The sequence below is a fragment of the Agriterribacter sp. genome, assembly GCF_035444585.1.
Lineage (GTDB): Bacteria > Bacteroidota > Bacteroidia > Chitinophagales > Chitinophagaceae > Agriterribacter.
Genome location: NZ_DAOMOZ010000002.1, coordinates 13,846 through 39,936 on the forward strand (window position 1 = coordinate 13,846; position 26,091 = coordinate 39,936).

19 protein-coding genes are annotated in these 26,091 nt (G+C 41.7%); 4 read left to right on the top strand and 15 right to left on the bottom strand.

The window, feature by feature from the left end:
- Positions 1 to 23: 23 nt before the first annotated feature.
- From PLH26_RS00335 to PLH26_RS00375, 9 genes are all read right to left on the bottom strand, one after another.
- On the bottom strand, positions 24 to 1,196 hold the full coding sequence (locus tag PLH26_RS00335) for a glycoside hydrolase family 99-like domain-containing protein (protein WP_324583974.1): 1,173 nt from the start codon (positions 1,194 to 1,196) through the stop codon (positions 24 to 26).
- 103 nt (positions 1,197 to 1,299) lie between these two features.
- Positions 1,300 to 2,466 carry a glycosyltransferase WbsX family protein gene (locus PLH26_RS00340; RefSeq protein ID WP_324583975.1) on the bottom strand — a complete coding sequence of 389 codons (1,167 nt, stop codon included), beginning with the start codon at positions 2,464 to 2,466 and terminating at the stop codon, positions 1,300 to 1,302.
- A gap of 3 nt (positions 2,467 to 2,469) precedes the next feature.
- Positions 2,470 to 3,963: a glycoside hydrolase family 99-like domain-containing protein gene (locus tag PLH26_RS00345; protein WP_324583976.1), complete on the bottom strand. Its 1,494-nt coding sequence runs from the start codon at positions 3,961 to 3,963 to the stop codon at positions 2,470 to 2,472.
- A 15-nt stretch (positions 3,964 to 3,978) separates the two neighbouring features.
- Entirely contained in the window at positions 3,979 to 5,187 is a 1,209-nt protein-coding gene (locus PLH26_RS00350; RefSeq protein ID WP_324583977.1) for a glycosyltransferase WbsX family protein, read from the bottom strand.
- Positions 5,188 to 5,196: 9 nt separating this feature from the next.
- Positions 5,197 to 6,240, bottom strand: a complete 1,044-nt coding sequence (locus PLH26_RS00355; RefSeq protein WP_324583978.1) for a glycoside hydrolase family 71/99 protein — start codon at positions 6,238 to 6,240, stop codon at positions 5,197 to 5,199.
- A gap of 22 nt (positions 6,241 to 6,262) precedes the next feature.
- The gene (locus tag PLH26_RS00360; RefSeq protein ID WP_324583979.1) at positions 6,263 to 8,059 is read right to left on the bottom strand and encodes a RagB/SusD family nutrient uptake outer membrane protein; all 1,797 of its coding nucleotides are present in this window, start codon (positions 8,057 to 8,059) and stop codon (positions 6,263 to 6,265) included.
- Between the two features lie 24 nt (positions 8,060 to 8,083).
- On the bottom strand, positions 8,084 to 11,422 hold the full coding sequence (locus tag PLH26_RS00365; protein WP_324583980.1) for a TonB-dependent receptor: 3,339 nt from the start codon (positions 11,420 to 11,422) through the stop codon (positions 8,084 to 8,086).
- A 224-nt stretch (positions 11,423 to 11,646) separates the two neighbouring features.
- Positions 11,647 to 12,882 (bottom strand): FecR family protein, encoded by a 1,236-nt coding sequence (locus PLH26_RS00370; RefSeq protein ID WP_324583981.1) that lies wholly within the window; start codon positions 12,880 to 12,882, stop codon positions 11,647 to 11,649.
- Positions 12,883 to 12,996: 114 nt separating this feature from the next.
- Positions 12,997 to 13,578, bottom strand: coding sequence for an RNA polymerase sigma factor (locus PLH26_RS00375; protein WP_324583982.1), 582 nt, complete (start codon positions 13,576 to 13,578; stop codon positions 12,997 to 12,999).
- A gap of 292 nt (positions 13,579 to 13,870) precedes the next feature.
- Here PLH26_RS00375 and PLH26_RS00380 point away from each other — a divergent pair, with 292 nt between their 5' ends.
- Positions 13,871 to 14,776 carry a transglutaminase domain-containing protein gene (locus PLH26_RS00380; RefSeq protein ID WP_324583983.1) on the top strand — a complete coding sequence of 302 codons (906 nt, stop codon included), beginning with the start codon at positions 13,871 to 13,873 and terminating at the stop codon, positions 14,774 to 14,776.
- Between the two features lie 4 nt (positions 14,777 to 14,780).
- Here PLH26_RS00380 and PLH26_RS00385 read toward each other — a convergent pair whose 3' ends face one another.
- Positions 14,781 to 15,656, bottom strand: a complete 876-nt coding sequence (locus PLH26_RS00385) for a cupin-like domain-containing protein (protein WP_324583984.1) — start codon at positions 15,654 to 15,656, stop codon at positions 14,781 to 14,783.
- A 158-nt stretch (positions 15,657 to 15,814) separates the two neighbouring features.
- Entirely contained in the window at positions 15,815 to 17,959 is a 2,145-nt protein-coding gene (locus PLH26_RS00390) for a cation:proton antiporter domain-containing protein (RefSeq protein WP_324583985.1), read from the bottom strand.
- A 193-nt stretch (positions 17,960 to 18,152) separates the two neighbouring features.
- On the opposite strand from PLH26_RS00390, the gene PLH26_RS00395 reads away from it, so the two are divergent.
- Positions 18,153 to 18,443 (top strand): ATP-dependent Clp protease adaptor ClpS, encoded by a 291-nt coding sequence (locus PLH26_RS00395; RefSeq protein ID WP_324583986.1) that lies wholly within the window; start codon positions 18,153 to 18,155, stop codon positions 18,441 to 18,443.
- A 14-nt stretch (positions 18,444 to 18,457) separates the two neighbouring features.
- Here PLH26_RS00395 and PLH26_RS00400 read toward each other — a convergent pair whose 3' ends face one another.
- Positions 18,458 to 19,210 carry an EcsC family protein gene (locus tag PLH26_RS00400; RefSeq protein WP_324583987.1) on the bottom strand — a complete coding sequence of 251 codons (753 nt, stop codon included), beginning with the start codon at positions 19,208 to 19,210 and terminating at the stop codon, positions 18,458 to 18,460.
- An 85-nt stretch (positions 19,211 to 19,295) separates the two neighbouring features.
- Here PLH26_RS00400 and PLH26_RS00405 point away from each other — a divergent pair, with 85 nt between their 5' ends.
- Both PLH26_RS00405 and PLH26_RS00410 read left to right on the top strand, forming a co-directional pair.
- A complete protein-coding gene (locus PLH26_RS00405; protein WP_324583988.1) occupies positions 19,296 to 19,814 on the top strand; it encodes a hypothetical protein in 519 nt (172 codons plus the stop codon).
- A 68-nt stretch (positions 19,815 to 19,882) separates the two neighbouring features.
- On the top strand, positions 19,883 to 20,905 hold the full coding sequence (locus tag PLH26_RS00410) for an HTTM domain-containing protein (RefSeq protein ID WP_324583989.1): 1,023 nt from the start codon (positions 19,883 to 19,885) through the stop codon (positions 20,903 to 20,905).
- A 72-nt stretch (positions 20,906 to 20,977) separates the two neighbouring features.
- Here the strand turns inward: PLH26_RS00410 and priA are convergent, their stop codons facing one another.
- From priA to PLH26_RS00425, 3 genes are all read right to left on the bottom strand, one after another.
- The gene (priA, locus tag PLH26_RS00415; RefSeq protein WP_324583990.1) at positions 20,978 to 23,467 is read right to left on the bottom strand and encodes a replication restart helicase PriA; all 2,490 of its coding nucleotides are present in this window, start codon (positions 23,465 to 23,467) and stop codon (positions 20,978 to 20,980) included.
- Positions 23,468 to 23,541: 74 nt separating this feature from the next.
- The gene (locus tag PLH26_RS00420) at positions 23,542 to 24,615 is read right to left on the bottom strand and encodes an acyltransferase family protein (protein ID WP_324583991.1); all 1,074 of its coding nucleotides are present in this window, start codon (positions 24,613 to 24,615) and stop codon (positions 23,542 to 23,544) included.
- A 37-nt stretch (positions 24,616 to 24,652) separates the two neighbouring features.
- Positions 24,653 to 25,822 (bottom strand): acyltransferase family protein, encoded by a 1,170-nt coding sequence (locus tag PLH26_RS00425; RefSeq protein ID WP_324583992.1) that lies wholly within the window; start codon positions 25,820 to 25,822, stop codon positions 24,653 to 24,655.
- Positions 25,823 to 26,091: the final 269 nt, after the last annotated feature.

Sequence of the window (26,091 nt, forward strand, 5' to 3'; positions counted from 1 at the left end):
TTCTTAATTATAAGGGCAGCATGTCATTTAAATACATCCCGGACTGCTTCCAGGTACTTCATCTCATGCCGGGTATCCGGTTCCAGGTAAGACCCCTCTCCCCATTCATTCCATGAATTGATAGTAATAATGCGCTCACCCGGGGGCTTTTGCATTGTTATTTTTTTAGCTTTCGCCAAAGCTTTTTTAAACAGGTAAGGCGTATTATCTGTTATCACAGCGCCATAAGGGTAATCACGCCGTTCCATCCAGTCACTGGCATTCCTGCACCTGGGTGAAGAATCCCAGCCCATACTTACATTGAGGTGATAGGGAACCGGAATAGATGCTGCCGGTTTCTCCAGCCCGTTTGCGCCACCGCCATTTTCTATATTGCGAAAATACTGGTCGGCTGCCACCTCGTACTTTGTGGCGGGGAAAGATGGTAAGGCATTGTGATGGATCCACACGTAAGAGGTTGTGCTGTTCATCTTCAGGTTATTAACAGCTACATCCATATAGTTATTCAATCCAAACAATACGCCATTCAGATGGAGATCCTTAAACCCGGCTGCTTTAACCTTTGACCGGAAAAGCTCGATTGCTTCAGCAGCTTTTTGAACATCTCCCCCAAAGGTTTCGATAAACGTATGCATCTGATAGATAGAAAAATAAGGACAGCCGTCAATTAACCAATAAGAAGGATGTTTAAAATATTTCTCTATTATATAATCCATGATCTCTGTGAAGGTGGCCGGACTTACAGCACCCTTCATATCGCCCACATCATGATTACACCACATGAGCGCGAACTTAATGTCTGTATTATTACCTGCCTCCAGGAAACCTTCTTCCAGCGCTTTATAAAGATATTTTCCATGTGGCTGATCAAAATAATACCAGTCGAAAATAAAGGCATCAATACCATGGCTGACCGCTGCCTCTATTTTTTTAGACATCACTGTGGGCTCATTTTCATTTTCGTATCCCCACAGCGGAACCTTAGGTTGCTGATGACCATCAAAACGAGGTTTGGCAAACTTAATGAGCTGCCATTCGGATTCAGCTACCGGCCCCCAATTAGGAAAATAGTAAGCAGCTACCGACACATCCCCTTCAGGTATATCTATAGGCAATTCGGGTTCCGGATCAATGGATTCCACAGATGATCTGCAGCTGGTTAGTATCAACATCCCAACGGCACAAAGAAAAAGCATACACTTCGTTCTAACCCAAATAAGTTGGTTCCCGATTGAAACATTGTTCTGTTTTAAAAAGATCCAATTCATCTTCTACTGTTTTCGTGAAGTAAGCAGGCATTTAAGGCTTGAACACTTTTTTCACAGCTTCCAGGTACCCGTACCCGAACATCGTACACGGCTGGAGGTAGCTCGTTTCCGTCCATTCATTCCAACTGTTGATGGTGATCAGCGGAGCTTGTTCAGGGTGAGCATCTACATATGCTTTTGCATCACGAAGCGCTTTTTCAAAATTAGCGGGTGTATTGTTTTTAACAATTCCCCCCACCCGCGTTTCAAACCGGGGATTATTATCCCAGCCAACAGATACATGCGGATAATAGGGCACCGGTAAGCTTTCCCCGGTGCTTTCCCATTCTTTTACTGCATCAGCCTGTATTTCCAAATAGTCGCGGTCAATGTTGAGGAAATGAACGTACTGGTAATGCGTGGCGCCATCAAACTGCAACTCCTTAATAACACTAAGTTGTGTACCAACATTATCGCCGGCAATACCTGTAATATTCCCGTTCATATCTGACCGCAGGGTGAGTTGAAGGTCCAGCCCTTTAAAACCTGCTTTTTTTGCTTCAGCACGAAACCAGTCCAAAGCTGCTTTGGCTTCCTTCAACCCACCCATACCATCTATAAAAGTTTGCAGTTCATAAATCATAAAACTGGGTTTGCCATCCACTGTATAATAATTCGGCTGGATGAAATATTTTTCGATCACCCGCTTACAAATGTCCTCAAATTCCTTACGATTCACCCCGCCTTTCCATATAAGGCTGTTATTGGGCTGCCCGGCCAAACGTTTATCCCATGTCATGTTCACATCGTGATTGGCCCACATCAGGTAAAACTTCATTTCCTTATTATTAGCTGCTTTCAGAAACCCATCGTTCAAGCAGCTTTCAAGAAAAGGCATACCGTCATACCAATACCAGTCATAAATGAATACGTTCACTCCGTGGCGTGTAGCCGCCGATACCTGCATCTCCATTACATACGGATCGGCCTCATTCACATATCCCCAAAGGGGATAACGGGGCTGCTCGTGGCCTGGAAATTTGGCTTTGTTCGACTTTACCGTTTGCCATTCTCCCATACCTTCCGGCCAGAATATTTTTGCCCGGTCATCAGGATGATACGACGGCCATACAAAAGCAGCGATATCATATTTCTTTTGAGAATTTGCTGTTGCCAGGACGAATATGGTTAAACATGCAACCAACGATATCTTTTTCATTCATTATTTTTTTTCTTTTTTCTCAAAAAGTTCCATCGGCATATCATAAGGTCCTTTCCCAATGTCTTCCGGGATCAGGTCTTCATGTTTTTCAGGATCTTTAGCAAACACCCTACGGATAGCATCCAGGTACCCAAAACCATATTCGCGATAGGGCGCCAGGTAATGCCCTTCGCTCCATTCATTCCAGTTGTCGAGAATAATCATTCTGCTACCCAGCTCATCTTTCGAAAAATTATTTTCGATAAAGGCTTTTCCTTTCCGGAGCAGCACTTCAAAGTCCTTCGGGGGAAGCTTCCACATGCTCCCTTCGTCTGACCAACCGCTCCATGCCTGCGAGAGTGTAACAACCTGGGGAATTACATCATGCATGGTATGCATCTTCCTGATTTGATCCATCTGGCTTTCGATAGCAACCTCCGGTGAAGGGCTGTTGGGTACATGCCAGCAGTATTGAAAGGTATAATCAAGCCCCATAGCTTTAAAACGGGTAAGTGCTTCAGGATTAAACCCGCGTTCCTCTCCCATGATAATTAAGCCGTCGAAACCTGCTTTTTTACATGCTTCACGCATCATATTAAGTGCCGCTTTTGCCTTTTCATCGCTCCCAAGGTCATCCGAAATAAAGAGCGGGCGGTAGACATAGAGCACGGGTTTATTATCAATCTTGAGATAATTATCTTTCTTAAAGAATTTCTCGATCCAATAAGGCACCAGGTTTTCCATCAGGTCTTTCTCATCAGTAATGCCTGATGTACCTTTGGATTGATTCTCCCACATAATGGTGAACTTCATTTGATCGCCATACTTCGATCTAAAGAGCGCCTCATCAAAAACACTTTTCTCGAACTGCGTTGTAATGGGCCCGTTCTGGCTGGTGCGATACCAGCAATAGATAAAAAAGGAAATACCGTGTTCCACTGCCCATTTGGTTTCCCAATCGGCTATTTCAGGATTATCCTGAGAATAAATTCCCAAAGCGGGTGTGCGTTCCTGGTGTTTGTGCACAACCTGGTTCCAGAGTTCATGACGCCCCGTTTCCCACAACGGGCAATTATGCGCTCCCACCAGTATATTTGTTTTGGCAGGCCTGGGCGCAGGGATATAAGCCTGTTTTTCTACTTTCCTGGCAGGCATCACTACCTGGTTAACGGTTGATCTTGAAAACACTTTTTCGTTAACAAGCACTTCTACCACAAAATCTTTCTGTCCCGCCTGAAGGCATACTACCTCCCAACTGTGTTGTTTGGAAGAGTCGGACAGCATCGTAATCCTTTCCTTTCCCATGCGGCTGCCATCGCCCGGAAGGATCAGCCTGCACTCATATTTCAGCTTCTCCGGGTTTTCAACTATCACATTGAAGTGAAACGGGCGGTTTGCCCTGATGATAGGCTGATCTGACTGAAAGCTGTTTCGTTTAATGTTGATTTTTTCCTGTGCAATTAATTCAGAGCAGGATATTATCGTAACGGCAATCAATAAACATATATATTTCATGAGGGATGGTTTCATTTATTTTCCAAATACAGTTTTAATCGCCTGGAGATACTTCATTTTATGTACAACGTCCGGCTCCAGGTAGCTGCCTTCCGTCCATTCATTCCATGAATTAATGGTAATGACTTTTTGATTGTGCTTATCCATCATTTCTTTTACGTCTATGAGCCCCTGTTTAAACGCCTCGGGAGTATTACCTCCGATAACATTGGTATAAGGGTAACCGGAATTATTAAACGGCGTATTCTGATTGGTACGTGGTGACGGATCCCAGCCTACCGATGCATTGGGGTAATAGGGTATAGAAAATGTGGCTATTGCCTGCTCTGCATATTGCAGGTATGCTTTTTTTACCGTATCATAAGGTACAACCTGGTCATTCAAAGGCACATGATGGATCCATACATAAGAGGTAAAAGAGTCAAATCCCAACTTCTTTACCAAAGCTGCCGGATCTGTAACGGATTTTTCTCCCGGAAGTATCGGGTTTCCCCAAACAACGGCATTAAGGTTCAGGTCTTTAAACCCGGCGGCGATTGTTTTTTTTCTGAACGCAGCAAGCGCCGCCGCTGTTGCTTCCACACTGCCAAACGATTCCTGCAGCTTACTTAATTCATAAATAGAAAAATAGGGTGCGCCGTCAATGAGCCAGTAAGAGGGATGTTTAAAATAATGATCAACGATCATATCCGTCATCTTATCCCATGTGGCCGGGGTAATCGTTCCCGGATATACAATCTTGTGCGGCTGACCCTGGGTATAGGGATGAATATCTTCCCAATCATGGTTAGCCCACATCAGGCTGAACTTCAGTAAATGGTTGTTCTTCGCCTTCATAAAGCCTTCCTCTAACCCCCTTTCTAAAAACGGTCCATCATCATAATAATACCAATCAAATATAAAAGCGTCTATTCCATGGGATGCCGCAGCGGCAATTTTTTGTGCCATTTGTTTGGGATCGGCTTCATCGGTATATCCCCAAACAGGTACTTTCGGCTGTTCATGGTTGGCAAACCTGGGCTTTGCCGCTTTCACCAACTCCCATTCCGTCCACCCTTTTCCAAAATACGCTTCATTGCGCTTATCCACATGATAGTTAGGAAAATAATATACCCCCACCTGGTAGTCATCTTTCTTTTTGTTGTTGGATGTCGGGCTATCGGCACAGCCACTTATTGCAAAAAGAGCTATCGTTGCAAAAAAAATCGTTCTCCGTTGTCTCATACCTTTTTGTTACTTTAATATTTTACGAATTGCCTCTAACCGGCTGGTATTGTTCCCCAATGTAGGGCATACCCATCCCCCTTCGTCAAATTCATTCCAGGCATACATCAGCACTGTATTGGACTCTACCGTTGATCTGTTCACCATTGTCCACCTCAAGGCGTTACTGAGGTTATCTGCAATTTGCCCGGGTGTTCCATCACTTACCCATCCATCAGAAGGAACTGTTGTCCACGATACCGGATTATCAATACGCGGTTTCGTATTGTGTCCCGTAGTTACCCAGGGTACCACTTTTCGCCCCGTAGCCTTATACCCTTCCCATCCAAGAGAATCGGCACGGGGAATGACCGGGTAATACGGTTCTCCATTCTTACCCGTCCAACTGATGTATGCACTCATTGCATCAGCCTGCAAACTATCTGCCATTGCAACAGCGGCTTTAACAGAAAATTCCATCACTACTATATACGGCTCTCCTATATTTGCCTCCTTACTCAGATTTCTCAGTTTAGCAAGCTCATGCGGGTTAGTCTTCGCAGAGGGAAAGACATACACCAATGGTCTTCCATTTAACACCTTCTGATAGTTTTTCTCTTTAAACCTATCAACCAACCATACAGCATCCGTGTCATAATCAAACGGATTGGTACCCAGTATTACACACCATTTAATATTATCCCGGTGTTTACTGGCCAGGTAAAGTTGTCTGGCAGTGTCCAGCCCGCTGTGCGGAGGATACCAGCAGAATGCCCAATAATCCAGCCCTGCATCACTGGCATAAGCTATTTCCTTATCCACAATATCCTGGGTGGCTCCCCTGCACTGGATAGAATCATGCGAAATTTCCTTACTATAAAATGGAGCACGATAATGATATTGGTTTGGTCCCAGCGCACGCTCTACTTCCAGCCCCGCAGGATTCAAATCCCCTACCCATGCATCCCATCGAATAGCGCCTACAAGCGTGCCCTGCCTGTGGGGTGAAGGGGGACTACACGATATAAGACAACTGAAGACGACAAACATCCTAAATAACAATGCCTTACTCATGATGGACATCAGTTTGAATGATTTATTGATAGCCGGGGTTTTCTACAAGGTTTGGATTATTACCCGTACGGGTAAGCGTAATCGGCAAATAATAATTTTGCGGATAAAATGCAGGCGGTGCAACCGTTCCATCCACATTTTCAATAATCAATAATTTATATTTGCCTGTGGTATAATCCAGGATATACTGTAACCCGGAAAAATTCCGTGAAAGATCAGTAACGGCAGTTCTCCATCTGCGCAAGTCCCAGTAACGATGCCCTTCAAAGGCAAGCTCCACTTTCCTTTCGTGCCTTATCTTATCCTGGTCAACAGAGGCCAGTGTTGCGATCCCTGCCCGTTCTCTGATTTGATTGACGGCATCTAATGCATCATCCGATTTCCCAAGATATAAGGCAGCTTCCGCATAATTCAATAAGATTTCCCCTAAACGGAATACAATAAAATCCGTAGAAGAAGTGGCCCAATCCCCGTTAGATCCTATCAGGTTGCCATGGCTCTCGTCCAAATATTTCATTACACCAAAACCGGTGGTTTTGTTTTGAACACCATTAGCCAGGATACCATTGTATGATCCGTCCGTCTGAATCGTACCATCGGGCTTAAGTATCCCTTTATGATAATCCAGTATGCTTCCCTGCCATGTTGTATTCTGAGTATAAATAGTTGCAAAGAATCTCGGATCCTTATCCCCCCACAATTGCTCCGTAGTCCACAATCCCTGCTGAATGACATTCCGGTCCAGCGTACCAGAACGTCCATCAATATATTCAAACTCCTCTGCCATTTCTAAATAAACTGCATTTTGATTACCCGATCCCCAACCATTGGGCAAAGGACATTGAAAAAAATCATAGCCCCATCCGTTCCCAGTATTTCCCATTCCATTATTTTCATCATGCCGCTTTACCAAAATTTGCTCCGCATTATTCTTCTCAAGAAAAATATTTCTAAAATTAACGACTTTATCATCAGGGTATTTTTTATACAATGAATAAACATGGCTGTTTATAATCTGCTCTGCGGCATTATATGCTTCCTGATAATAGGTATTGGCCGCCGAAGCATCAATACCCACAACTCCGTCTAATTGCACTGTTCCAAACTGCGCTATGCTTCCGGCGTATAAAGCAGCCCTGCATTTTAAAGCTAATGCGGCATATTTTGTAGGTCTGCCGAGATCGTTAGAGGTTTCCGGAAGGTCATTTGAAAACCCGTTGACTTCGGACAACACAAAATCATATATCTCCTGCTCTTTAGCGCGTTTCGGATACAATATATCCTGAGGGCTATTCAGATCCTGAACTTCGGTAATTAAAGGAATACCACCGTAACGCTTTACCATTTCAAAATAATTATACGCTCTTAAAAATCTCGCTTCTGCTATTCTCACTTTTTTCAGATCCGCCTCCAGCGGTGATTCGGGCACGGTTTGGATGAATTGATTCAGCTTACGAATAACCTTATATGCGTTTTCCCACCATTCTAACAGACCACCGTTAATTTTTAAATTACCTGACTTATATGGATATGCATCGCTAAGCCATGCTGTTCGGGATTCATCACTTACCTCGTTGATCCACATAGGCGCAGGTCCCGCATCACCTTTCCATAAATTATCCCAGGAATTATCCGTAGAAACATTAGTAAAAACATAGGTTCCCGCATAACATTCAGTAAGGTATGCATTAATTAATGCCGGATCTTTCCACACCACATCGTCAGAGATCATGTCCAAAGGCACTTTATCTAACACGCCTTTTTTACAGGATGCATTTATTATAAAGAATATTAAAAATATTCGGATTGTAATTTTCATGACTTATTTTTTTTACGATTATTTCTATAGAGATATGTTCACGCCAAAGGTTACCGTCTTTTGCTGAGGATAGTAATATCCCGCATTACCAGATGGCGCTTCCGGATCGGTACCGTATTTCTTTAAACCGTCAAACGTTATCAAATTATTGCCGGCAACATATATCCTTACCTGCTTTAATTTAACCGTTTCTGACCATTGCCTGGGCAGGTTATAGCCGAGGGCAACGGCCTTCAATCTCATATATCCGGCTTTCTTGTAGTAATAATCCGATGATAACCCATTAGTGGCTGCTCCTCCTAAACGTGGTACCAGTGCATTGGGATCATTAGTCTCTTGTGTCCATCTCAGATCATAAACGATTGCAGGCGGTAATTCGCCATGCGTTAATACAATGTAGTTATAGTATCCCAACGCCCCCTGGAACAAAGCAGAAAGATCAAAATCTTTGTACCTTATATTACCATTAAAGCCCAACATCCAATGGGGAACAGTACCCTTCCCTATTTCTACCTGGTCTTTCCAGTCTAATACACCATCTCCATTCGTATCTGTATACCATATATCACCCGGACGAAGTGATACATTTCCCTGGTTATCCTGGTTAAATTTTAATCCGTCTATCTGTTCCTGACTGGTAAATAACCCGTTGGATAAATAACCATAATTACGATCAGTCCACCTTCCCGATTTTTTATAAATTCTTTCCTGATCCGGATCGGAATAGTCCGGCTCTTCATAATGGTCCCACTTTGCCCTTGACCAGGAAATATTCCCGTTTACGTCCCATTCAAAGTTTTTACTTCTCCCTGATGTGCCTAATCTTAATTCAAATCCCCTGTCATTTAAACTATTTATATTTTCAGGGGGAAGGTCTGCTCCAAATGTAGTCGGCAAAGTAGTAATTCTTGTAGCCGGTATACCTTTACGTTCCCGGTAGAAAACATCACCCTCTCCATATAATTTTCTATTCCATAAAGAAAAATCCAATCCAACATTATAGATACGAATTTTCTCCCAGGTTAAATTCGGATTAGCCAACCCGCTCGAAACAATGCCTTGTTGAACTCTATTGTCTAAGATGTGTAAAAGTCCATATTGATATCCTGCGAGATATTGAAAATTGCCGACTCCGTCATTCCCCGACTCTCCATAACTTGCTCTAAGTTTCAAATCACTTAGATTATCGCTTATCTCCCTGATGAAGTCTTCCTCGGACAGCCTCCATCCAAGAGAGACACTGGGGAAATAACCCCATCTCTTATCTGAAGGGAACTTAGCAGAAGCATCAGCTCTTAGAATGGTTTCCACCAGGTATTTTTTCTTATACGAATAATTTATTCTGCCTACATAACTTTTTCTTCCCATTTCAGATGCCGAACCATTATTTACCATACCGGAGGTGCTTCCGGCAAATAACTGGTCTATGGCAGGGGTAAGAAAATTAATTCTGCCCACACTTAAATAATCACTGCTATAATCAATCGCCTCATAAAGAGCTAAAGCATTCAGATGATGGAATCTCCCAAGAGTACGATTGTAATTCAGTGAAAGCTGACCGGTTATCACCCTGTTCTTATTATTAACCTGGGAAAGAGAGGCGGTTGAGCCTAATGCACCCGCTAATGTATAAGTATCACCTACAGGATCGTAGGTATAGAACTGTACCGGTCTCGTAAAATGTTTATTATTACCGTAATCCTGTACAATATTCAGGAATGCCTTGGCTGATAATCCCTGAATAGCGTTAGAAGTATAATTTAATGCAATAGCCCCTCTTAAATTTTGAGATTCAGTATTGTCATATCCTGCTATCTCACTATTGGTAATGACGTGAGCACCTCCCGTACCTCCACCGTTGGCAAAAGAAATTTTAGTGGGGTCAGGCAATGTGGGCGGATATATGGGTAATGTGGCCCAGTAATCCTGCCATACCGTATTTGCTCCGGCATTTTGCGGCCGCCAGGGGAATTTACGACTTTCAAAAATGGAAGAAACATCCAGTTGAAAAGACAGGTTATCCGAAATTGCCGCGTCAATATTAGATTGAATATTGTATCTTTTATAATCTCCCCCATTCTTCTTCCATATTGTCTGCTGATCCAGGAACCCTATTAAGCCATAATATTTGATCCGCTCACTTCCTCCCCTTACAGATAAATTATGTTGTTGCTGAGGGGCCCAATCCCTGATCAGTTCACGATACCAATTTGTATTGGGATACAACGGATCTGTGCCATTATAGTATTTTTGAATCTGCTCTTCCCTAAAAGGCACCTGGTCAGCCGGCTGTCCTGATTGGAGCCAGGCTTCAGATTTCATCTCGGCATACTGTCCTGCACGCGCTGGTTTTGGCATAATGGTAATGCCTTGTATAGTTTTGGAGGAATTCAAGGTAATAACCGGTTTACCTTTATTTCCACGCTTTAGAGTAACCAATATTACGCCATTGCCAGCACGGGCGCCGTAAATAGAGGCCGCTCCGTCTTTCAAAATAGTAACAGATTCAATTTGATTGGCATCTATATTATTAAAGCTTGATTCAACTCCATCCACAATAACAAGCGCTCCGCCAAAACCTCTGATGCTCAAATTTGCCGCATCAGCCCCCGGCTGTCCGCTGGATTGTAAAGAAATCAAACCCGGAAGCCGCCCGGCTAAACTATTGGCAGTACTCGCTACAGGAACTGCCGTTAATTGCTCACCCTTAACAGATGCAATGGATCCTGTAACCGTTTGCTTTTTTTGCGTTCCATACCCCACCACTACTATATCTGTTAAATCGGAAACAACCTGATCCAGCATAATATTAAAGGCGGTTTGACTTCCTACCTTAACCGTTTTCGCCTGGTAACCCACAAAGGAAAAGACCAGCTCTGCATTTGTATCAGAGGCAACAGACAGCTGAAATCTGCCATCTATATCTGTAACCGCCCCATTTTTAGTGCCTTTTACCACAACACTTACTCCTTCAAGCGGGTCCCCGTCCTGGTTCGTTACCACCCCCACTATTACAATATCCTGAGGTTCTTCTACAAGCCTTTTATCAGCGTACCGGTCTAAAGGAGAAATGGTTTTTTTAACAACAATGGTTTTGTTTACCAGTTCGTAGGTGAGCACCTGGTTTTTAAAACAGGCATCCAGCGCTTCGGTTATGGATACATTTTTAAGGATTACGCTCACTTTGCCGGCCTGGCTCATGTATTCCTCGCGGTATACAAGGTGATACCCGGCTTGTTTTTTAATTTTCTTTAAAACATTTTCAAGTGAAGCATCCTGCACGGAGAGGCTGATATTCTGGCCGTATCCGTTGGCCTGTACATGGAGGCAGGAAACAATCAGTAAAACGATGGTCAATCTCATAACCAGCCATGTTTTGGAGTAAAAAAGCACGCATCGCTGTATTTTACAGGATAATGCTTTGCGAAAAGCAATCAATCGCATAGTTTTGCTTAGTTTAGGTTAAGTGAATAATAAAATGATCCGCTACGATTATTATTAAGAGGTTAACCTGAATACTTGCCGGAGTTCCGTTGCCGCGGGACTTCGGCTTTTCAGTTGGCCTTTTATCAATAACAGTTTATCCTTTACGGGTTCACGATAATTTTTTTGTTATCAATTTTAAAATGAACTCCGCTTAATTCCATTACTTTTAATACTTCCGATAAATTCATATCCCTCGGAATATCGCCGGTAATGTGCCCTTCCGGTATACCATTGCCGTAAACGATATCAACATCATACCAGCGCGCCAGTTGTCTAAGCACGTCAGGGATTACCGCACTGTTCATCATAAATAACCCGTTCTTCCAGGCTACCGTTTCTTCAAGATCAACGTCTTTCACTACCCGCAACGAACCGTTCTTCCCAATCCTAACCTGCTCACCCGGCTTAATTATAACAGCATCTCCCGCTTTTTCTCCCGACTGCACCGGTGTTAATTTTATGCTTCCTTCCAGCAACGTTGCTCTTATTGCATTCTCGTCGGCATAAGCATTGATATTAAACTGAGTGCCCAGCACTTCAATTTCTCCCCCATTTACACCGGGCGAATTTATTTTCACTTTAAAGGGAATTTTTTCTGCTGTTTTTCCTTTTGAGGCTTCAGCAGTAAGATGGCTTATCTCAAAATATACTTCTCCGGTTATTTCCACCTTTCTTTCATTACCTGTAAATGAAACGGGATAACGTATAGACGAGGATGCATTCAACCATACTTTGCTTCCATCAGATAATACCAGCCTGTACTGGCCGCCCCGTGGTGTTGTTAATATATTAAACACTCCCGGTTTGTCATCACTCCCTTTCTCATACATTAAATTTTCTCCCTTCTTGCTCACAGCAGTACCGCCTTGCTTTGCCAGTACGCCATCCTGCGAATCATCAAGCAATATTGTTTTTCCGTTGTCCAGCGTAAGTAGCGCTTTATTGGTACCCGGCAATACATCCTGCTCCTGTTGCTGCATAACAACATTTTCCGGTGCTGCCGCTCTTTGCCCCGAAAGCAAAAAATAATATAAGCCCACACCTATGCTTATCAGAAGCATTGCCGCCGCGGGAAGCCTGAACTTCCTGTACCATTTATGCGGGATCACACGCACATTACTCCCTTCTTCTGCAACATGCTTACGCTCAATCCCATGTTCAATATCACGATAAAGCTCCAGCATCCAGGCTGCACGCGCCTTGCTATCCATATTATGCCATGCTGTACGCTGCTGGTCATTTTCCTCCAGCCACTGTTCTACCAGTTGTTGCTCTCGTTGCGTAGCGCTACCTGCAATAAAACTATCTAATAAACTTTTGATCTGCGAAATACTCATTTGCGCTATGGCATTATATGACTGCGAAACTGGTTTTGGAAACTAATACAAGAAGTAGTCGGATGAGGAAAGCAACAGTACTATAAAAAAATAAAAAATAATAATATCATTACATTAATGCAATAATAATATCATTGCCAATACCGCCAGCCTTTCCAATGAAGCACGTAAATAACTAAGTGCAGTGGTAAGCTGGTTTTTTACGGTTTGTTCAGAAAGATGAAGCCGGCACGCAATTTCTTTCACAGCCAATTGTCCATGACGGCTCAACCGATAAACTTCTTTGGTACGGGAAGGAAGGTCGTTTACTGCAAGTTCCAGCGTTTGATTAAGATTTTTAGCAGCCAGTTCATCTTCCGCACTGCTGATAAAATCATCGGTAAGCTGCTGTGCCATCTCCGCATACTCACGGCGTGTTATATTTTTGCGGATATGATCAATGATGCGATACCGGACAGCAGCAAAAAGAAACGATTTGAAAGAAATTGTGATGGTAATACTGCCCCTCTCTTCCCAGATATATACAAAAAGATCGTGTATGATGTCACGGGCTTCCTCGAGAGAAGCCAACCTGGAGGCGGCATAGCCTGTTAACGATATTGCATACCGTTCGTAGAGGGTTGTAAATGCAGACTGGTCGCCAGACTTCAACGACTGCAGCAGTTTGGTATCGCTATGTACATTATGGGCAGGCATAATAACCCAAGGGATCGTTAATGATGTCTTAAAGGTAAACAGCTTCTTTTGCAAAACCGTCCTGCACCTTAGGGGGAGAACAGCTTACCATTACCGGGATCTGCTATGCTTCATCTATTATATCCGAAATTAATACAATTTCATTTTGAAACCGGTCTGTGCCTACCTGAATGAATAAAGCCGGGGAAGAAACTTGCTGTAAGCTGCCATCAACAATGTGCATATCTTTATCATCCGTTTTTTAACAAGCTGTATAATAAGTTCCTGCCTAATTTGCGTTATTATTACAGCAATGAGTGAAAAAAATACACATTTTTTTGCGAGAAGCCTGGTATTAAACACCATAGGATTGTTGACTATACTTCCTTTGGCGCCCCTGATCAACCGCTTTATTCCTCCGGTTATCATAGGTTACTGGAATGTAGATCTGTTGATATCCATCATCGCCGCTTTTTTTCTGGTAAGAGCCATTTTATGGATATTCAGACCGCTGATCATCCCCGCATTTATTTTAATAGCAGGATTTGTTGTGTACAGTCAGTTTACCGAAGGCTACAACCTTGGCAATATGATCCTTGATTATAAAAATCTGGTGGTAAAAAGCTGGGATATAAGAGATAACAAAGAGAAAGACTTGTATCTCATTAAGCCCGACATATTTGATACGGGCGTGGAAAAAGCAGTGAAGGGATTAAAATCGAAGATCAATCCCAGGGATTCGGTTACGAGGAATTTTGCCGTAAAGCACTCGATACAATATTTCGATGATTACCATAAAAAATACGGACCAAAAGTAAGGTACCTTTCCCTGTTCAAGTATATCAATAATAATTTCAAATATGTGGCAGATCCCAACAGGGATGAATATTTCGCTTCTGCCAGGGAAACCATTGAGAACGGCATGGGGGGCGATTGTGATGATCATACGATCATGATGATCTCTGCTCTTAAAGCCATTGGGGCAAAATGCAGAATGGTGCTGACAGAAAATCATGTATATCCGGAGTTATACTGCGGCGATAAAAAAAATTTTACAGAAATGCAGGAAGCCATCACCCATTTATTTGCCGCAGAAAACTTTACGGGACTTTATTACCGCGAAGAAGGGGGCAATTTCTGGATCAATCTTGATTACACTGCCCGTCATCCCGGCGGGCCGTATGTAGACAACAAAGCATATGCGATCGTAGAATTTTGAGCAGTTAGACGTTGCTATTATATTGCTCCAGCCGCTGAATGGCTTTCTCGGCCCTGTTGTATGCTTCCTTTACCTTATAATTATACCACTTGTCCTTCAGCAGCTTTCTCATGGCATTATCAAAATTACGGGTAAACACAAGGTTACTGAAACCTGTAACCCTGTCGCGGGCCGAAGACAAGGCGCGTACGCTTACCGAATATCCCCCCGTTAGATATTGTATATAATGCCAGTAACCGGCGGGCATAAATATGGTTTCGCCAAAATGTATTACACACTCCCATCCGGTAGCATATTTTAAAGCAGGAAATTTCTTAAAATCCATATTTTTCATGTCTCCGATACCATGAAAATTATAAGGCAGTTTATACAGCAGCGGAGAATTGTTATTGGAAAATAAGGTCACTTTCTTCTCGCCGTGAAACTGGGTGAGAAAAACATGAGACATATCAATATCAAAATGATTCCGGGTACTGGAACCACCGCCGCCAAAGAACATAAGTGGCAACCATGTAAGAATATTGTCGGCAACTTTATTAAATACCAACTGTTTCCTTATTTCGGGTTTTTCTATTAACAGGTTAAAGAGGAACAACCGCGATTCCGTAGGTTCGCGTTGGATAAGATCCAGGTATTCACTGAATTTCATTTTAGCCATTGGAGCGCTGTGTACCATATCGGGATGAGCGTTCTCGCTGCCGTGCACAGGCACGATAAGATCGCCCGCTACTGCTTTAAAATAGTCATAATTCCAAAGATCTATAGCGGGACTTCCCTTAATAAAATCTTTAAGAATAACCGGAGTTTTTGTTTTCACAAACTTTTCAGTAAACTCCTGCTTTGTTAAACCTTCTACTCGCTGAACAGGTTGTAAATTCATATGATGACATCAAATTTATTAAGCAAAGGCAAACAATGATAAATATTATTTTTGAAACATCATACAGGCGCGTTTAAAATTGTTTCTAACCGACTTTTTTTATATGTAAATTACACAAAATACATTCAATATCCAAGCTACCCCACTCCAATCACCGGTTACCTTTGCTTCCTCCTGATGATCCTTTTTACAGCTCTGCCCAGTTTATTTAAGTTATCTATCTGATCCTGTATCGGTGTAAGTACAAGGTCTTCGGGCTGTACACCTGTTTCCAGATACTCCGACTGTCGTTGTTCGGGATATAAAAGTATGAGGTTATTCTTTTCAAAATGCTTCAGCAATTTTGAAGGCATCGTTTCCATATAAGAATGGTAGGAAACTGTTCCTTTTCTTGCACTAACGGCTATAATAAGATCATTGCTGCGGATCTCTCTCGCCAGCACAAGAAAATCTTCCACATCTTCAAAAGGGTGGTATGAAATTTCTGCACTCACCTTGCTTTTATCAAGTTCTCCGGCAAAAGCTTTTTGTGTATCAGCGGTACAGCATACCTGCATACGGGCGCCTGCCTGCTTCGACAATGCAACAACTCTTTTTACCCAATGCTGAAAGCCTATTTCGTACTCTGCATTTTTGGTTAGCACCAAAATTATTTTGGCTGTTGCATTAAGAGGGTAACGGAAGCGGCATACGAAAACCGTTTCCCATACACCATTCAGAACATTCTGCGTTGTTGTACCAAATAATGAATTGAACAGGAATCCGGTAGCGGTGCTGCTTTTATCAGGCCAGTCCATCACCACATCGGATATGAGCAATTCTTTTACCGCCCGCCTGATGCCATCGGCCATATTCAGATCAACCCTGGTAACTGCCTGCACTTTTGTATCTGTTTCGGCGCCATGCTTTATTGCCTTTTCAAGATTCTTATTGTTCAATACTACCTTTTCCTTTAGCCTGTCCTCATCCTGCATTACGCTAAGCATGTATACAGGGATCTTTTTCTGCGAAGCGTTCATCATTACGGCAAAATCCAGTAAACTGTCCGTTTGATTTGAATCATTAACAGGAATAAGCATGCGTTCCTGGATATTTATTATATCCGGAACGCTGTTGGATTCCTCAACTACCAGCCTTTTACCTGCATTGGCAGTAACAAAGGAGCCCACCATACAGGTTACCAGTATCAGGATAATGGTAGCATTCAAAACATGCTCATCAATGATCTCCATATTATACCCAATAAGGATCACTGCTATGGTAGCTGCTGCATGGGAAGTACTTAACCCGAACATTACATTGCGCTGTGCTGCAGAATACCTGAATATTTTTTGGGTGATGAACGCCGCGATCCATTTGGTGGAAAGTGCCATAACAGTGAGGGTTCCGGCTACGATAAGCGCCTGGTTTCCTTTCAGCAAAACCTTCAGATCTACCAGCATGCCCACGCTTATTAAAAAAAATGGTATGAATAAAGCGTTGCCCGCAAATTCAATCCGGTTCATTAATGGCGAAGTATGAGGTATCAATTGATTCAATGCCAGTCCGGCAAGAAAAGCCCCGATAATGCCTTCAACACCGGCTAACTCAGCAAAAAATGCCCCGAGAAAGACCATGGCAAATACAAATATGAAATGTGTGGTTTGATCATCCTTGATCTTCTTAAAAAACCAGCGGCCTACAAAAGGGAATCCTGCAAGCACCGCCAGAGAAAATAACAGGAAAGAAAAGCCGAGTTTAAGCCAGAACTGCTGGTTCAAATCACCTTCAATAGATCCGGTTATTACGGCAAGGATCAGCAACACTGCCGTATCGGTAATGATAGTTCCCCCCACCGTAATCGTTACAGCCTCATTTTTAGCAATTCCCATGCGGCTGGCCAGGGGATAGGCCACGAGCGTATGAGTGGCAAACATGCTGGACACCAGCAATGAAGCCATAAAATTAAAATGCAGCAGGTAATAGCATAAAACGAATCCCAGGCTTAGCGGAATGACAAATGTAAAAAAGCCGAAAACCATACTCTTATACCGGTTTTTTTTAAATTCGGCCATATCCAGCTCCAGTCCGGCAAGAAACATGATATACAGCAATCCCGCTTTGCCAAACAGGTCTATGCTGCCACTGGTAACCAGGTTAAAACCATGGTCGCCGATCGCCATACCTGCCAGTATTAAGCCAATAATGCTGGGTATGCGTAATTTCCGGAGTAAAATAGGCGCCAGTAAAATAATAAACAATACGATCACAAAAATGGGGATCGGGTCGTTCAGTGGAAAAGTAAAACCATTCAACATCGTCATAATGAGGGTCTTTTGCCGGTTATTGCCCGGAAACATTTCAAAAATACAAATGTTGGTGGAGTATTTAACAATGTATCCAATGTCAATACTATACCGGTTATATATTGGTTTTTAGAAGGCAATTTATTGTTTTTAACGAATGCGATTGCAAATTGCTGGTAAATGCTAATTTTGAAAAGAAAAATAACTAACAATGCCGGCAGGGTACACATCAACAGCAGAAGACAAAGAAACCCTGGTTTTAACCGAAAAGCCATACCAGCTTATTGTATGGAATGATGAGGTTAATACGTTTGAATGGGTTATCGAAACACTGCAGGAAGTTTGCGGACACAGCCATGAACAGGCAGAACAATGCGCGTATATTATACATTTTAAAGGAAAATACGGGGTGAAACAGGGCGAATACGATGAGCTTAAGCCCCAGTGCGACGCCATTACCGAAAGAGGTATAGGAGCTACAATTGAAGTAATGGCTGATTAGTTAATCTGAGCTGGTCAGCCGGTTGGTTCATCCCCCGGTTTTCCCGGAAATTCGACAGCGCGCATCCTGTAGGCATTGACAGCGGTGATACCCAGTTTTTTAATGAGCCTGTAATTAACAATTGCCCCAACCGGTGCACCAATAACAGGCACCAGCTGAGCCATTTTGGCGATGTCAATATAATCACGATACTCCTGCTGAAAGCTTCGCCAGTTGAACTCATGGATGTCTTCGGGCAAATGCTCCCGTTGTTCTTTCCAACTTACCATCCGCTGGTATATGTTTTTACGATGCTGCGGGCTGGAAAAAGCCAGTTGAAAAATATACAGGATATAGAGCCGTTCTTTATAATCCTTAAGATCATAGCCATAAATAGTAGCCAGCTCAAAAAGAAGCTTGAATTTTATCCCTATAAGCAACGGGAAATCAGCCAGTCCTGATAAAATTCCACCAGCTCCTGTAATTCCACCTTCAGCAGCGGCTGTTTTCTGGTACAGCCGTATTTTTTCTTCTGCTAGAGCGTCTCTTACCTGAAGGGATACATCTTTATTAAATTTGGCAGTTGTGATATTTGCGCCATACAGAACACCCCGTACCATTTGTTTAATGGTAACCGTAATGGCCCGGTGTATTTTTTCAGGAATAAAACTGTTCATCTTATTCTGAAAACGCTTTGAAAGGCGGTCAAAGAAAGACGGGTTGGCCAACATCCGGTATTGCCACAGCTTCAGTTCCCGCAATACTTTTTTATCGTAGTACCGGTTCATCTATAAAATGATCAAAAAATTGGTTATTATTACTGTAATTATTCTAAATTTAAAACATGAGATAATACGTTTTTAGCCCTTGATTATGAAAGCGTCTCAAAAATTTTTTGCAGGAATCGTTATTGTTTCTTTAATCATTCCTAATCTGTATGTAATATTCAAAGGGCGTGAATCATTTCCATTTACACAAGCTCCGATGTTTGGGCACTATATAGGCCCCAAAACATATTTTTACGATTTTAAATTTATCGGCGATAATGGAAATGGTCAAAAAATACTTTACCCTTCTTTAACTTATTCCCAAACTGAATCTCCATTATATTTTCGCACCCAGCGTCTGTTCTTCAAAATATACGGTTCGGCAGAAAAAAACTCCTGCTTTGGATATTATCAGAATGATTCCCGGGAAAGATTTGAACAACGGATGAGTCGCTTTTTTTCTGCATATTTTAAATTTCTCAATAAAGATACTTCCGGTATTCAAACCATCCGCCTGGAAATCGATCAATACAACCGGCAGTATGATTTAAAAGACAGTCACATTGTTGGCGAGTACAATGTTATTTCTAAAAATTTTATTTCAACATGGAAAGCCAATCAATAATTTCCAGATTTATTGGAAGATTGAATTGTTTTTTTTTCGCCTCAACCCGATATCACAATCTCGGATTGATGCGCATTGTGCTGGTGGCCTACAGTATGCTTCAAAGTTTCCGGGTTTACCGGTTCATGCAAGACGTTACTTACATTGATAAAGAATTTGATGTGTTGCATACGCCTGGCTTTTTTATAAAATTTCTTCATCTGCCTTTTCCTCTGCCCCAGGGGTATGCCTTTTCCTTTGCCATACTATATTATGCTATCGCTCTCTGTGCATTGGTTGGGATTTTTACCCGCCCTGCATTACTGATTTTTGGAATACTCACTATTTACATTTCGGACATTCTATCTTCCAGGGGATTTTTTGATCACGAAGCAAGCCTCGCTACCCAGGTTATACTTATATTAGCTGTTGCTCCGGGTTCAACAAGTTTTTCTCTTTGGAATGTTATAAAATGGTTTTATAAAAAAATAAAACATAAAAAAGCACAGCTTTTCGATGCACTTATTGGCCCATCGGTACCTGTATGGGGAGTAAAACTAATTATTATCATATTGGCATGTACGTATTTTACAGCCGGACTTTCCAAAATCAGGTACGGAGGCTGGAAGTGGCTTGACGGGCAAACATTAACCCATTATCTTGACGGAAGTGCCAGTCCGTATACACCAGGTGATAAGCCTATGTATATCTCTCCACCCAATGTTTCCGAAAAAGAAAAATGGAAAGATGGCTTCGGTGTTTACAGTTATTCGTATGGTAACCGGCAAAGAAGCGATTTCTGGAGAGAACTGGGTTACAGGATCGCCTCAAACAAATACCTGATTTCCGGCGTATCTGTACTAACAGTAATTTTTGAACTATCTGGCTTTATTCTTTTGTTAGGCGGTTGGCCGAGGATACTTTATTTACTTGGAGCAATCTTGATGCATAAGTCAATTGGTGTTTTAATGAACCTGCCATTTGTCAATTACCAGATAATATGCTTCTTTTTAATTGACTGGAAGTGGGTTTACAACCATAGTAGCGCAGGCATAAAACGCAGGTTTGATCCTTTGTTATTAAATTTTAAAACATTCGTCAATAAAATATAAACCCACAAATAATTGTTGCCTGATATGCTGTGAAAAAAAATCCGGATCAGCCGGGGAGAATTAAATTATGAATTACAGCGGATCTGCATTGGGTATTATTACCACACTTCTGAATTTTTTGTTTTGATGCAGCAGTCCTATCTGATCTTTTAAAATAGCCTTACAACGATTGAGCAAAATCGTATCTTTTGGAATTTTTAACAACAACTCCATCAGGTATTGATTCCGCACCCGGTTAACAGGAGGCTCAGCCGGTCCAACCATATATTTTCCAAGCTCCTTTTGTAGTTCCATGGCAAAATATTGAGCCGCTTCCGAAGCCCGCTCTTTTATCTTATGCCGGAATGTAATAAGTATAATACGTGAGTACGGGGGATAAAAAAATCGCTCGCGGCCTTCTGTCTCATACCTGAAAAATGCAGCATAATCGTGCTGTTGTACAAAATGAAGCACCGGATGCCGGGTATTGGCCACCTGGATCAATACGCTGCCCTTTTCGTTTTTTCTGCCCGCACGGCCGCTTACCTGTTCCATCAACTGAAATGCCCGTTCATTTACCCTGAAATCGGCAAAACTTAAAACACTGTCGGCATCCAGGATACCAACAATACCAACATGTTCAAAATCCAATCCCTTTACCACCATTTGGGTGCCCACAAGAATATCTATTCGTTTCTGCTCAAACAATTGTATAAGACCATCATGTGCATGTTTGCCCCGCACACTGTCAATATCCATCCTTGCTATTCTGGCTTTCGGAAACACCTCTTCCAGGTGTTCTTCAATTTTTTCTGTCCCAAAATTACGTTGCACAAAAGTATAGCTGCCGCATGCGGCGCACGCAGTTACATTCGGGTATACTGTTCCGCAATAATGACAAACCAGCTTGTTGCTGAGCTTATGATAAGTAAGGCTGACATCGCAGTGCCGGCATTGCGGTATCCATCCGCAGGCAGCGCAAATCTGGTAGGGTGAATACCCTCTGCGGTTTTGAAACAGTATAACCTGCCTGTCTTTCTCCAATGCTTTTTCTATCGCCTCCTTTAATTGTGGCGAAAGGATAATTTTGGATTTGTCCTTTCTTACAATTTGTTTTGTGTCTATAATTTTAATTCCGGGGAGATCCATTCCTCCATACCTTTCGTTCAACTCTACCAAGCCATATTTACCCTGTAATGCATTAAAATAGCTCTCAACAGATGGCGTTGCACTGCCTAACAAAATTTTTGCTTCAAAAAGCCCGGCGTAATATACTGCACTGTCTCTCGCATTATACCTGGGTGCCGGGTCGTGCTGCTTAAAGGATGCATCATGTTCTTCATCTACCACAATTAAACCAAGATTCGTAAACGGAAGAAAAAGAGAAGATCGTGCACCCAGTATGATCTTCAGTTCCCCGCTTTTGATCTTATTCCATATTTCTATTCTTTCGTTCTGGCTGAATTTACTATGGTAAATCCCGATATACCCGCCAAAATGTTTTTGCAGGCGCCGTATGATCTGGGAGGTGAGTGCAATTTCCGGCAGAAGATAAAGCACCTGCTTGTCCCGGCGAACGTATTGCTCTATTGTTTTTATATAGATCTGGGTTTTCCCGCTTGAGGTGATGCCGTGTAGCAGACAAACCTGTTTTTCTGCAAAGAGCGCATTCAATTTTTCATATGCTTCCTGCTGCGCAGCAGTCAAACTAAAATCCACGTTAATATGAAGCGGCAGATAACGCAAGCGGTCAACGGCCCGCTTTTCAAGCCATAAAATATCTTTTTCAACCAGCCCTTTCAATTGTGCATCCGATGCGCCGGCTTTTTTAAGCAGGGCCGCTTTGGTAACCTCCCCTTCCGTTTTTATAAGATGGAGGTAGCTGAGGAGCAGCTCCAGTTGCCTGGCCGCCCGTCCCCAATTGTTCATCAGACCGGCCAGCGTATTTTCATCTTCATATACAGGATTGAGAATAACGTAGGTTTCTTTTTTTACATTATAAGAATCCTTGAGGGCTTCCCATACAAAGCATACTTTCTTTTCAATTAATCTTTTAATTACCGGGTATATATGCGAAGAGTCGAGCAAGTGTTGTACTTCCGTGAGTCGCAATTCCTTTTTTATATGGAGCGCCTCGGCAACAACATACTCATCATTGTCGAGGTCAGAAAAATCGTCGCCGTATTCTTCATTGCATATTAAAATGGTTTCACTGCTTAGCTTAAAATATGAAGGGAGCGCAGCGGCCATCACTTCACCCTCGCTGCACATATAATATTGTGCTATCCATTCCCACAACCTCATCTGCTGCTCAAACACGATGGGCTCTGCATCCAGCACATTCAAAATATCCTTGGGTTCAAAGGCAACGGGTTTACTTTTATGCAACCGTTTAATAATGCCTGCATATTTTTTATTTTTTCCCAGCGTAACTTCTACACGGCAGCCTGTTTTTGCTTTATCTTTTAAATGTTGGGGTATTCGCCAGGTATAGTTTTTTGGCAGCGCGAGAGGGATGATGATCTCAGCAAAAAGAGGGAATAATGAGATCATTTCATCTGTATCGGGATAAACGCTGATCATGAGGATAAAGATAAGGCTCAATAGCGAAGTGAGCGATCTATGTTTTAACTATCTACTTAGACCCGAATACTTTATCATTTTGCATGTGAGCCAAATTTTCGCCGAAGTGACAGAAAAGGCCTTTCCACACTATAATATGATAGCAGAGCAAGTATCAGTGAAAGAACAACAATAAACAGATTAGCTATAAGCCCCTTTTGAGGTACATAGAATGTAATAATTTTAATTGCAAGCCAATGAAAAAGATACAATGAGTAACTGAGTTTTCCAACAAATACGATAACTTTTCCTTCTAAGCACTTTCTAATGCCGTTCCCCGAATTTCCAAACAAGAAAGAAGGTACAATTATGGAGAATGCTATTCCCTGAAAAGAATATTTAAAAGTATTTTGAAACAGTTGTGACGGGACAATTTCAATTAAACCCAATAATACCAGAGCGGAAATAAACAGCCATCCTGAACTAAGATATTTAATATAAAATTTTGCATTATACCTGTATATGAGCAATGCTGATACACAACCAAATAAAATCGAGTCACCTCTGTTGTGTGTGGTGTAATAAATGATCTTGCGAACTTCTGATAGATCGGCGCCTTGGAAAAATGTAATAACCCGGGAAAACAAAAATAAGATCAGCAGCATTCCAAGAACATAAAGCAGTTTATTATTGCCATCGCTGAAAAACATTAGAAACAAAACCGGGAAAAATAAATAAAAATGCTCTTCAACCGAAAGTGACCATAAAATTTCAGACACCAAAGGATAAGTGACAGATTGCAATACCGGTTTAAAATAAACCAGATAATAATTAGTGAAATAAAACAGCCCCGACATGATATCCGGGACAAGAATGCTTTGGCCAGATAACAAAATGAATGCAATGGTAATCAGAAGGAAGAATAATAAAGCCGGATAAAGCCGGAACACACGTCTAAGATAGAACTCTTTTAATAAAATCGTATGTCTCTTACGGTGCTCAGCAATCAATAGCTTAGTAATCAAAAACCCACTAACAAAGAAAAACAATGTCACTCCTAAAAGAGCCACTTTAATGAGGTCTCGATAAAGATGACCTATGATGACCAATAAAATTGCATACCCCCTAAACCCATCCAAAAAGGGCACATACCGATTATCTGCTTTCATAAAAGATCAAAGGTTGAAAAAAATAAGAATTTTATACTCAACGGGATTTATTGCGATTCCTTTTACCGTTCAAAATATTACCAATTATCGTGTACCTTACAAACCAATGGTATGTCGAAAAGGTAATAATAGTTGTAATGAGCAAAACTAACGGGAAACGAAGCAGACCGGGTATCCCACTGTTTAGAAATAATAACTGTAGCCATACCACTACAAAGACATGTGTCAAATAAACCCAGTAAGAAGCATCGGAAACATACCTCCAAAAATAGCTTTCGGCATTAAAATAATAAAGAAAAAATCCTACAGATCCCAGTATAAGGAACATCACTTGTAAACAAGCTAAAAATTTCGCCATATACCACCAACTGGTCACCGCATATACCTCCTTATTCCATTCAGCATAAAATAGTAAAAAACATAACGCCAACCCCGTCCCTAAAAAAAAGGCCTTCTGTCGTATCAACAATGTAAAGATATCCGATCGCTTATGCAATAACCAGCCTAAAAGAAATAAATATCCGTAAAAGAAAATATAAGTGAAGTGCCTGGGAATAATATGCACATCTACAAACACAAACAAATCCGGCTCAAAAAATAATATTATCCAAATTGGAACACTTAGCAATATCGGCCACATAATAGAATTAAAAGATAGTTTTTGCCACCAGGCTGATAGTCTTTCGAATATTTTCATTACAAAAACAATTCTTTTTGCTCTCATAGCCACTACAGTGCAACTATAATAAATCAACAGGTCGTACAGGAACCAAAGGTGGAATATTCCATTTATTGTAAACAACTTACCTACACTCTTTTTAAGCGCCAAATCCCATGATAGATTTTGCTTATATACAAATGTGTACATATTTAAAGGCATTAAGCTTAATGGGACAATTATAAAAATACCCACAACGAATGGTATACCAATTCTTTTTAACCGATGATATACAAATTCCCTTTCACCAATTTTATAATACAAAAAACGGCAAAAATATCCTGCTATCAGGAAAAACAGAGGCATTCTGAACGAGTGAATAAAAAAAGCAAAAAGATCAAAAAACCAGTGATTGAACTCATTGTCGTGCGGAACGCCGGGACCATGGGGGGTAACTTTGTAGGCGAGCGTAGCATGAAATACCACGCCCAACAACATTGCAATTGCACGTAAAGCATCAATTCCATGAATCCTTTGACCATTTTTCATCGTAACGTTTTTGAATATTAAATGTACTGTAATAAACGTTCGCGCATAAAAATGGACAAATTGGTTAAAGTTGTTGGTTTATGAGAAAACGATCATTTTTTGATTACCCTGGTCAATGCTGATCCGTTAACATGCTGATGTCTAAAAAAAGTATACAATCCGCTTCCGACAAAATCAAAAACAAGATTTAGCCAGACTAAACGCCCACATATTTTATAAAGTATGTAAGGAGCATACATTTTTACAACACAGACAATCTATTATAATAA

Coding starts and splice junctions, on each gene's coding strand:
- PLH26_RS00335 (WP_324583974.1), bottom strand. CDS start 1,196: ATGCTTTTTCTTTGTGCCGTTGGGATGTTGATACTAACCAGCTGCAGA.
- PLH26_RS00380 (WP_324583983.1), top strand. CDS start 13,871: ATGAGTGAAAAAAATACACATTTTTTTGCGAGAAGCCTGGTATTAAAC.
- PLH26_RS00365 (WP_324583980.1), bottom strand. CDS start 11,422: ATGAGATTGACCATCGTTTTACTGATTGTTTCCTGCCTCCATGTACAG.
- PLH26_RS00385 (WP_324583984.1), bottom strand. CDS start 15,656: ATGAATTTACAACCTGTTCAGCGAGTAGAAGGTTTAACAAAGCAGGAG.
- PLH26_RS00410 (WP_324583989.1), top strand. CDS start 19,883: ATGCGCATTGTGCTGGTGGCCTACAGTATGCTTCAAAGTTTCCGGGTT.
- PLH26_RS00400 (WP_324583987.1), bottom strand. CDS start 19,210: ATGAACCGGTACTACGATAAAAAAGTATTGCGGGAACTGAAGCTGTGG.
- PLH26_RS00370 (WP_324583981.1), bottom strand. CDS start 12,882: ATGAGTATTTCGCAGATCAAAAGTTTATTAGATAGTTTTATTGCAGGT.
- priA (WP_324583990.1), bottom strand. CDS start 23,467: ATGATCAGCGTTTATCCCGATACAGATGAAATGATCTCATTATTCCCT.
- PLH26_RS00345 (WP_324583976.1), bottom strand. CDS start 3,963: ATGAAATATATATGTTTATTGATTGCCGTTACGATAATATCCTGCTCT.
- PLH26_RS00360 (WP_324583979.1), bottom strand. CDS start 8,059: ATGAAAATTACAATCCGAATATTTTTAATATTCTTTATAATAAATGCA.
- PLH26_RS00405 (WP_324583988.1), top strand. CDS start 19,296: ATGAAAGCGTCTCAAAAATTTTTTGCAGGAATCGTTATTGTTTCTTTA.
- PLH26_RS00355 (WP_324583978.1), bottom strand. CDS start 6,240: ATGAGTAAGGCATTGTTATTTAGGATGTTTGTCGTCTTCAGTTGTCTT.
- PLH26_RS00340 (WP_324583975.1), bottom strand. CDS start 2,466: ATGAAAAAGATATCGTTGGTTGCATGTTTAACCATATTCGTCCTGGCA.
- PLH26_RS00395 (WP_324583986.1), top strand. CDS start 18,153: ATGCCGGCAGGGTACACATCAACAGCAGAAGACAAAGAAACCCTGGTT.
- PLH26_RS00350 (WP_324583977.1), bottom strand. CDS start 5,187: ATGAGACAACGGAGAACGATTTTTTTTGCAACGATAGCTCTTTTTGCA.
- PLH26_RS00425 (WP_324583992.1), bottom strand. CDS start 25,822: ATGAAAAATGGTCAAAGGATTCATGGAATTGATGCTTTACGTGCAATT.
- PLH26_RS00420 (WP_324583991.1), bottom strand. CDS start 24,615: ATGAAAGCAGATAATCGGTATGTGCCCTTTTTGGATGGGTTTAGGGGG.
- PLH26_RS00375 (WP_324583982.1), bottom strand. CDS start 13,578: ATGCCTGCCCATAATGTACATAGCGATACCAAACTGCTGCAGTCGTTG.
- PLH26_RS00390 (WP_324583985.1), bottom strand. CDS start 17,959: ATGACGATGTTGAATGGTTTTACTTTTCCACTGAACGACCCGATCCCC.